Origin of the sequence: Paracoccus aeridis (genome assembly GCF_004923205.2) — a bacterium.
In the GTDB taxonomy this organism is placed as follows: domain Bacteria; phylum Pseudomonadota; class Alphaproteobacteria; order Rhodobacterales; family Rhodobacteraceae; genus Paracoccus; species Paracoccus aeridis.
The window spans coordinates 1-13228 of the sequence record NZ_SELD02000040.1 but is presented as its reverse complement, the minus strand read 5'-3'; the positions used below and the strand labels follow the sequence as shown (position 1 = coordinate 13228).

The 13228-nt window shown below is 68.5% G+C and carries 11 protein-coding genes and 1 tRNA gene; 4 read left to right on the top strand and 8 right to left on the bottom strand.

All coding sequences use genetic code 11. The features are described from left to right. Nucleotides 1-1212 (bottom strand): acyl-CoA dehydrogenase, encoded by a 1212-nt coding sequence (locus ELI80_RS12345; protein WP_136652229.1) that lies wholly within the window; start codon nucleotides 1210-1212, stop codon nucleotides 1-3. A 90-nt stretch (nucleotides 1213-1302) separates the two neighbouring features. On the opposite strand from ELI80_RS12345, the gene ELI80_RS12340 reads away from it, so the two are divergent. Further along, nucleotides 1303-2190, top strand: a complete 888-nt coding sequence (locus ELI80_RS12340; RefSeq protein WP_236641479.1) for a LysR substrate-binding domain-containing protein — start codon at nucleotides 1303-1305, stop codon at nucleotides 2188-2190. Nucleotides 2191-2214: 24 nt separating this feature from the next. On the opposite strand, the gene gabT is transcribed toward ELI80_RS12340, so the two are convergent. Next, entirely contained in the window at nucleotides 2215-3510 is a 1296-nt protein-coding gene (gabT, locus tag ELI80_RS12335; RefSeq protein WP_136652228.1) for a 4-aminobutyrate--2-oxoglutarate transaminase, read from the bottom strand. Between the two features lie 262 nt (nucleotides 3511-3772). Further along, on the bottom strand, nucleotides 3773-4744 hold the full coding sequence (locus tag ELI80_RS12330; protein WP_136652227.1) for an AraC-like ligand-binding domain-containing protein: 972 nt from the start codon (nucleotides 4742-4744) through the stop codon (nucleotides 3773-3775). A gap of 301 nt (nucleotides 4745-5045) precedes the next feature. Here ELI80_RS12330 and capB point away from each other — a divergent pair, with 301 nt between their 5' ends. The 3 genes from capB (at nucleotide 5046) to ELI80_RS12315 (ending at nucleotide 10547) form a co-directional block, all read left to right on the top strand. Beyond that, nucleotides 5046-6794 (top strand): caprolactamase subunit beta, encoded by a 1749-nt coding sequence (capB, locus tag ELI80_RS12325; RefSeq protein WP_136652226.1) that lies wholly within the window; start codon nucleotides 5046-5048, stop codon nucleotides 6792-6794. Between the two features lie 75 nt (nucleotides 6795-6869). Then, nucleotides 6870-8963 (top strand): caprolactamase subunit alpha, encoded by a 2094-nt coding sequence (gene capA / locus ELI80_RS12320; RefSeq protein WP_136652225.1) that lies wholly within the window; start codon nucleotides 6870-6872, stop codon nucleotides 8961-8963. A 225-nt stretch (nucleotides 8964-9188) separates the two neighbouring features. Beyond that, nucleotides 9189-10547 (top strand): purine-cytosine permease family protein, encoded by a 1359-nt coding sequence (locus tag ELI80_RS12315; RefSeq protein WP_136652224.1) that lies wholly within the window; start codon nucleotides 9189-9191, stop codon nucleotides 10545-10547. 254 nt (nucleotides 10548-10801) lie between these two features. Here ELI80_RS12315 and ELI80_RS12310 read toward each other — a convergent pair. The 5 genes from ELI80_RS12310 to infA form a co-directional block, all read right to left on the bottom strand. Continuing rightward, a tRNA-Phe gene (locus ELI80_RS12310) sits at nucleotides 10802-10877 on the bottom strand. A 118-nt stretch (nucleotides 10878-10995) separates the two neighbouring features. Then, a complete protein-coding gene (locus tag ELI80_RS12305) occupies nucleotides 10996-11145 on the bottom strand; it encodes a DNA gyrase inhibitor YacG (protein ID WP_136652223.1) in 150 nt (49 codons plus the stop codon). Beyond that, complete coding sequence (locus ELI80_RS12300; RefSeq protein ID WP_136652222.1) at nucleotides 11145-12215, bottom strand: ribonuclease E/G; 1071 nt, start codon at nucleotides 12213-12215, stop codon at nucleotides 11145-11147. Before ELI80_RS12300 ends, ELI80_RS12305 begins: the two co-directional genes overlap by 1 nt. Continuing rightward, entirely contained in the window at nucleotides 12212-12772 is a 561-nt protein-coding gene (locus ELI80_RS12295) for a Maf family protein (protein ID WP_236641478.1), read from the bottom strand. Before ELI80_RS12295 ends, ELI80_RS12300 begins: the two co-directional genes overlap by 4 nt. A 31-nt stretch (nucleotides 12773-12803) precedes the next feature. Continuing rightward, on the bottom strand, nucleotides 12804-13022 hold the full coding sequence (infA, locus tag ELI80_RS12290) for a translation initiation factor IF-1 (protein WP_131674129.1): 219 nt from the start codon (nucleotides 13020-13022) through the stop codon (nucleotides 12804-12806). Nucleotides 13023-13228: the final 206 nt, after the last annotated feature.

Here is a 13228-nt window from a genome sequence, read left to right as displayed (position 1 = left end):
TCATGCGAAGGCCTGCAGCCCGGTGATGGCGCGGCCCAGGATCAGGGCGTGGACGTCGTGCGTCCCCTCGTAGGTGTTGACCGTCTCCAGGTTCGCGGCGTGGCGCATGACCTGGAACTCCTCGGAGATGCCGTTGCCGCCGTGCATGTCGCGGGCCATGCGGGCGATTTCCAGCGCCTTGCCGCAGTTGTTGCGCTTCACCACCGAGATCATCTCGGGTGCGGCCTGCGCCTCGTCCAGCAGCCGGCCCACGCGCAGCGAGGCCTGCAGGCCAAGCCCGATCTCGGTCAGCATGTTGGCGAGCTTCAGCTGGAACAGCTGCGTGTTGGCCAGCGGCCGGTTGAACTGCTTGCGGTCGAGGCCATACTGGCGCGCGGCGTGCATGCAGAACTCGGCCGCGCCCATCACGCCCCAGCTGATCCCGTAGCGGGCGCGGTTGAGGCAGCCGAACGGACCCTTCAGCCCCTCGACGCCGGGCAGCAGCGCGTCCTCGCCCACCTCGACGTCCTGCATCACGATCTCGCCCGTGACCGAGGCGCGCAGGCTCAGCTTGCCCTGGATCTTGGGCGCGGACAGGCCCTTCATGCCCTTGTCCAGCACGAAGCCGCGGATCCTGCCGCCATGCGCGTCGGACCTGGCCCAGACGACGAACACGTCGGCGATGGGGCTGTTCGAGATCCACATCTTCGTGCCGTTCAGCACGTAGCCGCCCGCGGTCTTCCGCGCCGTCGTCTTCATGCCGCCGGGATCGGAGCCCGCGTCGGGCTCGGTCAGGCCGAAGCAGCCGATGAACTCGCCGGTCGCGAGCTTCGGCAGGTACTTCATGCGCTGCTCTTCCGACCCGTAGGCGTAGATCGGGTACATCACGAGGCTCGACTGCACCGACATCATCGAGCGATAGCCCGAATCCACCCGCTCCACCTCGCGCGCGACAAGGCCGTAGGCCACGTAGGACGCGCCGAGGCCGCCGTATTCCTCGGGGACGGTCACGCCCAGGAGGCCCATGCCGCCCATCTCGCGGAAGATCTCGGGGTCGGTGCGTTCCTCGCGGTAGGCGTCGATCACGCGCGGCTGAAGCCGCTCCTGCGCGTAGGCGCGGGCCGCGTCGCGCAGCATCCGCTCTTCCTCGGTCAGCTGGTCGTTCAGGCGGAACGGGTCTTCCCAGTCGAACCGGTTCAGGTCGGGCGCGTCCTTGGGCTTGAGATCTGGCATGCGACTATCGCTCCCTTGTTTCAGGGACGGCTATCATTGCGGAGGCGCGTCACAAAACGATACGATCTGATGAATTGATGAGCGGGAGTCATGATGCACCGGGCCGCCCATACCCCCAGCCTCCAGGAATTGCGGGCGTTCGTCCTGTGCGCGCGCCTTGGATCGGCGTCGCGTGCGGGAGAGGCCATGAACCTGACGCAGGGTGCGATCAGCCGGTCCATCCGCTCGCTCGAAGACCGGATGGGGGTCAGCCTGTTCCATCGGGTCCGCCAGCGGCTTCTGCTGTCGGATGCAGGTCGCGCCATGCTCCGCGATGCCGAGGACATCCTCGACCGGCTGGACCGCTCGTCGCGGATGGTCATGGCGTTCGGGGGTAGCCGGCAGGTGCTGCGGCTGGCGGTCCTGCCGACCTTCGCGGCGATGTGGCTGATCCCCCGGCTGGCCGGCTTCGCCTCACGCCACCCGGAGATTTCGCTGGACCTGTCCTCGTCGCTGGCGCCGGTGGACTTCGACGACAGCCCCTACGATGCGGCGATCCAGCGCGCGGAGCTGGCCCGGCCGGGCACGACCGTCGTTCCGATCCTGCCGGAGCGGCTGATCGCCGTCGCCGCCCCGGGCATGGCGGTTCCCCCGGATCTCGCCGGAATTCCGCTGATCCAGCAGGCGACGCGCCCGCACTTGTGGGCTGACTGGCTCAGCGCGGCCGGTCTCGATACCGCCGGCATCAGGGGCCCGCGCTTCGAGCAGTTCGAGATGGTGGTCGCGGCCGCCAGAGCCGGTCTCGGCGTGGCGGTGTTGCCGGATATCTTCGTGCAGTCCGACCTCGCCCGCGGCGCGCTGGCGAGGGTGAGCGAGCTTCATCTCGACGGCCCGTCGCCCTACGCGCTGATCCGGCCGGCGAAGCTGTCCCCGGAGAAGGTCGAGCTGTTTTCCGCCTGGCTGACATCGCAGGCAGGCGAGGAAAGGCGCCCGCTCTGAGGCGCTTTCCCCGGTGCCTGCGCCTCAGGCGGCCCGGGCCATCAGCGCGGCCTCGATCGAAGCCTCGAGGATGTCGAGCGCCTCCGCAAGCTGGTCCATCGGGATGGTGAGCGGCGGCAGAAGACGGATGACGTTGTAGCGGGTACCGCAGGACAGCAGGATCAGCCCCCGCCTTTCGGCCTCGGCCACGATTGCAGACGTCAGCGGGGCGTCGGGTGCGTTGCCGCTGCGGTCCGTGACAAGCTCGAAGGCGTTCATCGCGCCCAGGCCGCGTACGTCGCCTACGCACTCCATTCCCTGCTGGTCGGCGATGTGGTTCAGGCGGGCACGGATCGTCTCACCGATCTCGACGGCGCGATCGCACAGCCGTTCATCCGCGATCACGTCCAGCACCGCGTGCGCCGCCGCCACGGCCAGGGGGTTTCCGGCATAGGTCCCGCCGACGCCGCCGGGGTCCGGTGCGTCGACGATCTCGGCCCGGCCGGTCACGGCCGACAGCGGAAAGCCCCCGGCAAGCCCCTTGGCCATGGTCACGAGGTCCGGGACCACGCCCGAATGGTCGAAGCCGAACATCCGGCCCGTTCGCGCCATCCCGGCCTGCACCTCGTCGGCGATCAGGACGATGCCGTAACGGTCGCAGATGTCACGCAGGGCCCGCAAGAACCCGGCCGGAGCGATCACGAAACCGCCCTCGCCCTGCACCGGCTCGATGATGATCGCGGCCACCCGTTCGGGGTCCACGGACGAGGCGAAGAGCCGTTCCAGATGCTCGAGCGCCGCAGCCTCGCTCACGCCGTGGAAGTCGTTGGGGAACGGAGCGTGGGCAATCTCGGGCGGCATGGCGCCGAAGCCCTTCTTGTAGGGCGCCACCTTCCCCGTCAGGGCCATGCCGAGCAGCGTGCGGCCGTGAAACGCCCCCGAGAAGGAGACCACGCCCGACCGCCCGGTGAAGGCCCGGGCCATCTTGATCGCATTCTCGACTGCTTCCGCGCCGGTCGTCACGAGCATCGTCTTCTTCGGGAAATCGCCGGGTGTCAGCGCGTTCAGTCGTTCGGCCAGCGCAACGTAGCTTTCGTAGGGTGCGACGTGGAAACAGGTATGGGTGAACGCTTCCGCCTGGCTGGCAACGGAGGCCATGACGCGCGGGTGACGATGGCCGGTGTTGTTGACAGCGATGCCCGCGGCGAAATCGATATAGCGGCGGCCTTCGGCGTCCCACAGCTCCGCGTTTTCGGCGCGGACGGCGTAGATGCCGCGGGTCGCCACCCCGCGCGCGACGGCGGCAGCCTTGCGGGATGAGAGTTGGTCGGTCACGGTCATCGGGCGCTCCTCGTGGTCAGTCGGCGGTACGTTAGGATCGCCCTGGACACCCGGCAAACGCGTTGTGACGCAGCGCACTCCGCAACAAGGGATCGTGCATGGCGTGACCAAAACGGGCGGATCGTCGAGGCGCAGCAAGCCGCCGAAGGCTTGATCGGATGCTCGAATCGACCTGTTCTGCAAGCCTTGGGGAAGCAGCAGGTGGACTGCCGTCCGGCCCGCACCGGCGGAGGATCACCCCGGCACCTCGGCCGCGCCGCGGTCAGCTCGCGATCGGGCGGTCCGTCGGTCCGGACCGGTTTGCAGCGCGGAACTCGGACGGCGAGACACCATACCGTGCACGGAACTGGCGTGAGAAGATCGCCTGATCGGCAAACCCGAAGCGATAGGCGACATCCGCCATCTTCATCATGCCCGGCATCTCCAGCATGTCCCGCGCGGCGCGCAGGCGTTCTTCGCGTATGCACTGGGACACGGTGCGGCCGGTGTCGGCGAAGATCGAATGCAGGTAGCGCAGGGAGATGCCGCAGCCCCGCGCGACCGCCTGCGGGTCGAGGGTACTGTCCCCCAGCCGCTGGCGGATCAGCGACTCTGCACGCCGAAGATGCGCCGCGCGCACCAGACTGCTGGCGCTGAGCGAGATCTCGGCATGGCGGTCGAGCGCGAGGGCCAGCATCTCGATGATGTGCCGCCCGATCACCTCGGCGGCGGCATCGTCGAGCTGCATCGTATGGGCGCGCCTGATCGTCTCGATCAGGAGGGCGCCCACGCCCTCGGACCCGTCGACGTTCAGCGCGCACAGCCGGTCCGGCTGACGGATGCGGTCGTTCAGCGCCTGATAGCTGACCTTCATGGCGCACAGGCTGTTGGGCCGGTCATAGGTGAAGCGGTAGGGCTCGTCGCCGTTTTCCAGGAAGAAGCTGCCCGGATTGCACAGGATGTCGCGGCCAAGCTGCCGGAACCGCACGGCCGAGGCGAACGGCATGGCGATCAGGAACTCTCCCGTCTGCAGGCCGCGGGTGTGATCGTGCGTGCGTTCGTATTCACAGGCCTCGGAATCGAGATGCGTCAGGAGGACCGGCCCGATCTGGCGCCGCTCCATCACCCCCTGGAAGCCTTCCGGCGAGCGAAACCGGATATCCAGCGGAAAGTAGGCGCTGGCGATGATCGACGCCCATCTGTTGGCCCGGTCCGAGGCCGGCACGGCACCAATGCCATCACGCTGCACGTCCATGCTGTCCTCCCCTCCAGCACGTCTCCGGCGATCAGGATAGGAAGCCCGAAGACGGGAGTGAAACCCTTTCTTGGCCGCGGGACAGCTTGTGCGCCCAGCGACAAGAGATCCGGCGCAGCCTGAAAAACCGGGCGCGCGGCTGCGCTCTGCGACAAGAAACCCGGCAGCGTGGCGCAATACCGGGGCACCGGCGCCGCTTTACCAAAAGGTGACGGGCAGGCGCCGCCGAGGGCGTCAGGGACGACCGCGCCGCAGACGGTGCCTCACCTGACGGGTGCCGGCCATTCACCGGGAGGAAGACATGACGAAACACAAGGTCGATCCGATCACGCTGTCCGTGGTCCGCGGCGTTCTGGAAACCACGCAGCGCGAGATGACGCTGACGCTCGAGCAGACGGCCCGCAGCTCGGTCTTCAACCTCGCGCATGATTATTCGACGGCGCTGTTCAACCACACGCCCGAGATGATCCTGCAAGGGCAGGACATCCCCATCCACCTGGGCAGCCTGATCCCGGCGATGAAGTCTGTCGCACGCTACTTCGAGGGCGAGATCCACGACGGCGACCTGATCCTGCACAACGACCCGTCCTATGGCGGCAGCCACCTGATCGACACCTGCATGTACATGCCGGTCTTCCACGAAGGCGAGCTGGTCTTCTGGACGGTCTGCAAGGGCCATCTGACCGACATCGGCGGCCCGGTCCCCGCGGGCTATAACCCCAATGCGACCGAGATCTATGCCGAGGGCCTGCGCATCCCGCCCCTGAAGATCTGGGACCGGGGCAAGCCGCGCCACGACGTCCTGAACATGATCCTGATGAACATGCGCGCGCGCCGCGACCAGGAGGGCGACTTCAACGCCCTGATCGGGGCCTGCCAGGTCGGGGCGCGCAACCTGACCAACCTCATGAAGAAATACGGCAAGCAGACGGTGCTGGACTGCATCGACGCGCTTCTGGACATGGCCGAGGCGCACATGCGCAAGCTGATCGCCGAGGTGCCGGACGGCACCTATTCCGGGACCGCCGTGCTCGAGGATGCGGGCCACGGCTTCGGCGACTTCGACATCACCGCCACGGTCACGATCACCGGCGACAACTGCCATATCGAGGTCAGCTCGCCCCCGCAGATCCCCTACTTCATCAACAGCTACGAAGGGAACAGCCATTCCGGGGTGTATCTGGGCCTGATGATGTTCGCCCAGCTTCCGCCGCCCTACAACGAAGGGCTCTACCGCTGCGTGACGACCGACATGGGCCCCATGGGAACGCTCTGCAACGCCAGGTCCCCCGCGCCGCACATGAACTGCACGACCACCCCGATGGAGACGCTGACCGACGCCGTCCGGCTGGCCTTCGAACAGGCGGCGCCGCAGAAGGTCTCGGCCAGCTGGGGCCATGCGAACGGCTGCAACATCGCCGGCTGGGACAAGCGCCACGACGAGGAATACGTGACCATGGTGCTGGCCTCGATCATCTCGGGGGCGGGCGCCACGTCCAGCCAGGACGGGTGGCACGCGGTCGGGCCGGAATGCTGCTTCGGCGCGCTGACCTCGGGTGACATCGAGATGCTGGAACACAGCTATCCGATCATCATCCACCGCTATTCGCTGATGGAGGATTCGGGCGGGGCGGGCAAGTTCCGCGGCGGTTCGGGCACCTGCTGGGAGGTCGAGCCGATGGACGGGCCGATGACGCTGGTGACCTTCGGCGACGGGCGGCGCATCCCGGCCATGGGCGCGGCGGGCGCGCGGTCGGCGATGGTCAGGCCCAAGGTCGGCCGGCTCGAGGTGACGCGCGACGGCGAGACCCAGGTCATCACCGAGAACGTGATCGAGACGATCCAGCCCGGCCAGCGCGCGGCCAACCACAATCCCGGCGGCGGGGGGTACGGCAACCCGTTCGAGCGCGCCGTCGAGAAGGTCGTCGAGGACGTCCGAAACGGCCTCGTCAGCCTTGAAGGGGCGCGGCTGGATTACGGCGTCGTCATCACCGACCGCGAGACGCTGACCGTCGATCACGACGCGACCGCAAGGCTGCGCGACGCCTGACGCGCCCGGCATCCCGCTTTCTCCGGCCCCGGCGCCTTGGCGGATCGGGTCCGGCACCCCGCAAAGGAACACCCCATGCACAACCAGTATCGGCTCGGCATCGACGCCGGCGGCACCTTCACGGACTTCATCCTCGCAGACCGCAAGGGCGACGTCCGGATCTTCAAGGCGCTTTCCACCCCGAACGATCCCACGCAGGCCATCCGCAACGGCCTTGCCGTGATCGAGGAGGAAACCGGGCTCAGCCCGACCGAGATCATCTCGAACGCCGATCTCTGCATCAACGGCACGACGGTCGGCCTGAACGCGCTGATCACCCACAACGGTGCGAAGACCGGCCTGATCGCCACCAGGGGCCATGAGGACAGCATCGAGATCCGGCTGGGCCACAAGGAGGACGGCTACCGCTACGATCCCGACTATCCGCCGGCGACGATGCTGGTGCCGCGCTACCTGCGCCGCGGCGTCAGCGAGCGGGTGCTGTCGAACGGCACGGTCCACACGCCGCTGAACGAGGACGATGTCCGCGACGCCTGCAGCCACTTCCTGCGCGAGGGGGTGAGTTCGGTCGCGATCAGCTTCGTCTGGTCGGTGCTGCGGCCCGAGCACGAGCTGCGCGCGGCCGAGATCGTGCGCGAGATGATGCCGGATGTGCGGCTGACCGTGGGCAGCCAGCTCTACCCGCAGGTGCGCGAATACACCCGCACCTCGACCGCGGTCGTGAATGCCTATCTCGCGCCGATCCTGCAGCGTTACGTGGAAAAGGTGGACGCGTATTTCCGCGAACTCGGCGCGCGCCATCCGGTGCGGTACTTCCAGTCGAATGGCGGCCTGGCGCTGGGGCGGGTCGTGTCGGACCAGTCGGTGTACGCGATCAACTCGGGCCCCGCATCGGCGCCGCAGGCCGCGCTGTGGCTGGGCGAGCCGTGGGGGATGCGGGACATCATCACCGTGGACATGGGCGGCACGTCCTTCGACATCACGCTGACCCGCGACGGGCGGGCGAACGTGTCCAAGGACATCGACTTCCTGCGCTACCGGATCGGGATCCCGATGATCCAGGTGGAAACCCTTGGCGCGGGCGGCGGCTCGATCGGCTGGATCGACAGCATGGGGCTGATGCAGATGGGCCCGCAATCGGCCGGGTCCGAGCCGGGTCCGGCCTGCTACGGCCGCGGCGGCGAAAAGCCGACCACCACCGACGCCAATCTGGTGCTGGGCTACCTGAACCCCGAGGGGCTGGTCGGCGGGCGGCTGCCCCTGGATGCCGCAAAGGCGCGGGAGGCGATCAGGACGCACCTGGCCGACCCGCTGGGGATCAGCGTGGAAAAGGCCGCCTACGGCATGTTCACCATCGTGAACAACAACATGGTGAACGCCATTCGCCGCGTGTCCGTCGAACGCGGCTACGACCCGCGCGACTTCGTCCTGAACTGCGCGGGCGGCGCCACGGCCGCCCATATCACGGCGCTGGCCCGCGAGATGGGGACGCGGCAGATCCTGATCTCGAAACTCGCCTCCGGGCTGTGCGCGTTCGGCCAGATCCTGTCGGACGTGAAGTACAACTACATGGCCCCGGTCGCGGCGCGTCTGGAAGGAGCCGACTCGGCCGCACGGCTGGACGCGCTGTTCGACGGGCTGGAATCCCGCGGGCGGAGCGACCTGAGGGACGACGGCTTCACCGATGACCAGATCTCGATCCGCCGCAGCCTCGACATGCGCTACGTGGGGCAGGTCCATGAATGCACCGTCGGCATCGATGCCTTCGAGGTGACGGAGGAGGCGCTGGAACGGCTGAAGGCCGCGTTCCACGCCCGCCATGAGGAACTCTACACCTATTCCGAGCCTCACAGCGCGGTCGAGGTCGTGAACGTCGAAAGCGCCATCACCGGCGCCGTCGACAAGCCGGGCCGCATGACCCTTCCCCCGGGACGGGGCGCCGCCACGGCGCGGATCGACACAAGGCAGATGATCTTCAGCCCGGACGGCCGCGCGCAGGCGACGCCCGTCTATGACGGCGCGCTGCTGGGCGCGGGCGACAACATCAGCGGCCCCGCGGTCATCCAGGAGGTGACGACCACCATCGTCATCGAGCCGGGCTGGACCGCCCGCCTCGACCCGAACGGCGCCTACCTGATCACCACCGACGACAGCGCATCAGCGGCCTGACCCTTCGGGCCGCCGCGGCGATCCGCCGGGGCGGCCTGCATCCCTTGCCCCACAAGGAGTTGCCATGACCCGCGTCGGCCCCTCTGTGCCGAAAGGGACGCCGGTCCAGCGCGACGGGTGACGGCCGATCCACCGGCTGCCTTGCGACACGCGGGGCAGGAAGGCAGCCGATCCGCGCCCCGCAACGCAGTCCGTAGCCATAAATCTCAGGGAGGAGACCCAATCATGGCTGGAACCATGGACGTCAAGACCGACGCGGGAGAGGACCTGGCATTCGCCAGCCGCCCTGTCCCGTCCGACCGCCGCATCGCCCGACTGCCGCTCACCATGGCATGGTGGTCGGTCTGTTCGGCGATGTTCTACCTCTTCGTCGCGGCTTCGCTGGCACTGGCCTACGGATCGTGGAACGCGATCATCGGCATGGCGCTGGCGGTCGTGTCCTACGCGGCGGTCAACGCCGTGCTGGTGCGGCATTCGATCCGCACCGGCCTGTCGGTCTCGCTGTTCTCGCGCATCCTTCTGGGACAGACCGGGGCCGCCATCGCGACGCTGATCTTTTTCGCGACGGCGATCTATTACGCGGTGTTCGAAGGATCGGTCATCGCCGTGGCGCTGAAGGACTACACGGGGATCGGCTATCCGGTCGCCGCGCTGATCGTCGTGGTGTATTCGGTCGCGCTGATCTTCGGGTCGATCCAGAACTTTCTCGACAAGTTCAACGCCATCCTCCTTCCGTTCTACGCGGTCGGTCTGGCGGCGGCGATCGGCCTGACCATCGCGGCATACGGCTATTCAGACGCCTGGCTGCGGCTTGGCCCGGCGAATGGCGCCGCCAGCGCCGGCGGCGTCTGGGGCTGCTTCGTTGCCTACATGGGCGTGTGGGTCCTGATGATGTACACCTATGACTATGCCCGCTTCGGCAGGATCGAAGACGTGGATTATCACGCCAGGATCAACTTCGGCGCACCCTTCTTCCTGGTGACGTTCTTCATCAACGGCCTGGCCGGCATCTTTCTGGCGGCGAGCCTGCCGACAGAAGGCGAGGTCAGCGAGCTCTCGGTGGTCTTCGCCCTGATCAAGGTGATGGGGCTGGCCGGCCTGCTGTTCGTGTGGATATCGCAGACGCGGATCAACACAGCCAACTACTACCTTGCCGCAGTGAACATGGAGAGCTTCGCCCAGACTGCCCTCGGCGTCAGGGCGCCGAAGGTCGTCTGGGCCTGCGTGGTCGGCGTCATCGCCTATGTGCTGATGATGGCGGACGTCTTCGCCTACATCCTGCAGGCGCTGGCGTGGCAGGGGATCTTCGTGGTCGCCTGGGTGGCGATTGCTCTTGTCCACATCCTGTCCGAAAGCGCTTCGGAGACCGACCACGACCGCACCCGCGCCCGGCTGTCCGAAACTCCCGCTATCCGCGCCGCCGGCACCGGGGCGTGGTTCCTGGGTGCTGCGGCAGGTCTCGCGCTGCATTTCGCCGGCGGCGCTTGGGCAAGCTGGTCCGCCCCGGCGACATTCGTCGTCGCATCCGTGACGTATGCCCTGATGTCGCACCGCGGCGCCAAGACGGCGATCGCCCGGCATTGACCCAACATCGAGGCTGCCCGCGCGGATCGCGGGCAGTCTCGGCACCTGTCCGGCCTCGGCCTGGCGCCTCTTCGTGGACTCACCGACAAGAGGTTCCTTCGCCCGTGCTGCCGCAGCAGCCGCGCGCAGACCCACCGAGAGGCTGAGGTCGCGGCAGCGATGTAGGCCTGCAGGTCGGATAAGCGCCAGCGGGAAGGAGTGGCCCACCTCGATGTCGCGACAGAATATCTTCATGTCGACGAAGCGGCGGAAAATGGTGCCCGGAGCCGGATTCGAACCAGCGACACGCGGATTTTCAATCCGCTGCTCTACCAACTGAGCTATCCGGGCCCCGGTCGCGATGCGGCGGCGATGCCGCGCGAGGTGGGGCGTAACTAGACAACGGCGGAAGCGCTGTCCAGCCCGAATCGTCGGCGAACCGTCTGGCCGCGCGCACCTCGGGCGGGCGTCATTCGTCGCGCGTCGAGGGCGGGACAGGCTCGCCGGGGATGGCGTAGTCGCCGCGCAGCCACTTGGCCAGGTCCACGTCGGCGCAGCGGCGCGAACAGAAGGGGCGGTATTTCGGGTCGGCGTCCTTGCCGCAGATGGGACAGGCCATCAGCGCCCCTCCCCTGCCGCCGCCGCCAGGGCCTGTAGCGGCACCCGGTCGCGCTTGCGGCTCAGTTCGTAAAGCCCCAGCGCGGTCCACCCGATCAGCGTCGTCTCCGTCCCCTCGGCGCGGAACGCCGCGCGCAGCGCCTGGTCCAGCGTGCCGCGGTCGCGCTTGGGGATCGGGGCGAAATCGATCACCACCTGCCCGCCGAGGCCGCGCAGCCGCAACTGCCGCGGCAGGTCGCGGGCAAGGGCGATGTTCGCCTTCAGCGCGGCGGCGGGGGACGTGTCGGCGCCGGTGTTCACGTCCACGGCGACCAGCGCGCGGGTCGGCTCGATCACGGCGCGGCCGCCGCCGGGCAGGGCCACGTCGGGCGACAGGAGCGTCTCGACCGCGTCGGTGACGCCATGGGCGTCGAACGCGCCCTCGCCGTCGTCGATCGCGTCCGGGGGCGGGTCGGCCCAGTCGATCCAGGCCGCGCGCCACGGCGGCTCGGCGTCCAGCAGCAGTTCCGGGCCGCCCTGCGCGTCGGCCGTGACCTGCACGGAGAGCTGCGCGAGGTCGGCCAGCTCCGCCGCGATCTCGTCGTCGTCGGCCAGCGCCGCGGCGGTGCGGATGACGAAGCCCATCCGGTCGGGCGATCCCGCCCCTGCCAGCGCGGCCTCGCCCAGCGCCACCAGGCGTTCGCGTTCGGCGTCGTCGCGGATGCGGCGCGAGACGTTGACGCCCGGCGCGCCCGGCGTGGCGATCGCGCTGCGGCCGCGGAACAGGACGCGCTGGGTGACGGGAACGGCCTTGCCGTCCTCGGCCACGCCGGTCACCTGCACGATCAGCGACTGCCCTTCGGCCAGGCCCTTCGCCTCGCGCAGGAAGCCGCGCTGGCCCTCGGGCAGGCGCAGGAACACGCCGCCCTGTCCCTTGACCAGCCGGTCCACGACCGCGCGGCAGACCGCGCCCGGCGGCAAAGGCGTCAGCGCGGATGCGTCGAGCGCCAGATCCTCGATCCGTCCGTCGACCATCAGCGCGGCGGCCTCGCGCCCCCACAGATGCCCCAGGACGACCTGCGTGCCCTTCATGCGCGCCCCCTGATCCCGACCGCGGCCAGGAGCGCCGCGGTTTCCGCAAGCGGCAGGCCCACGACGGCGGTGAACGATCCCTGGATCCACGGCGCGAAGGCCGCGGCCGGTCCCTGGATGCCGTAGCCGCCCGCCTTCCCGCGCCAGTCGCCGCCGGCGACGTAGTCCGCGATCTCAGCCGGGGTCAAAGGCCGGAACCGGACCGTGGTCTCGACCAGCCGGTGGCGGCTCCGGCCCGCGTGGACCAGCGTGACCGATGTCATTACCTTGTGCCGCCGCCCGGACAAAAGCCGCAGGAACACGGCCGCCTCGTCCGCGTCGGCGGGTTTGCCCAGGATGCGCCGCCCCGCCGTCACGATCGTGTCGGCCGCCAGCACAGCCTCGCCGGCCGCGCACGGCACCGCGAGCGCCTTTTGCGACGACATGCGCCGCGCATAGTCGCGCGGCGGCTCGCCCTTCAGGGGCGTCTCGTCGATGTCGGCGGGGGTCACGGCGTCGGGAACGATGCCGATCTGGGCGAGCAGGTCCAGGCGCCGCGGGCTGGCCGAGGCCAGCACGAGCCGCGGCCGGTCCGTGCCGCGGATGACGTCACTTGAAGCGGTAATTGATCCGCCCCTTGGACAGGTCGTAGGTGTTCATCTCGACCTGCACCTTGTCGCCGGCCAGAACGCGGATGCGGTTCTTCCGCATCTTGCCTGCCATATGCGCGATGATCTCATGGCCGTTTTCGAGCTCGACCCGGAATGTCGCGTTGGGCAGGAGTTCCGTCACGACGCCGGGGAATTCGAGCATCTCTTCCTTGGCCATGATCTCTCCTGAAAGCGTCCCGCGCAGCTGCGGGCCGCTGCGATATGCGACCAGACCGAGGTTTTTTCAAGCGGATTCGGCAGGGGGCCGGCCCGGCCCTTTCCGGGCGGGCGGAGTATCCCGCGGGGCCCCGGGGGCGTGAAGCCCCCGGCGCACCATCTCATGCGAAGGCCTGCAGCCCGGTGATGGCGCGGCCCAGGATCAGG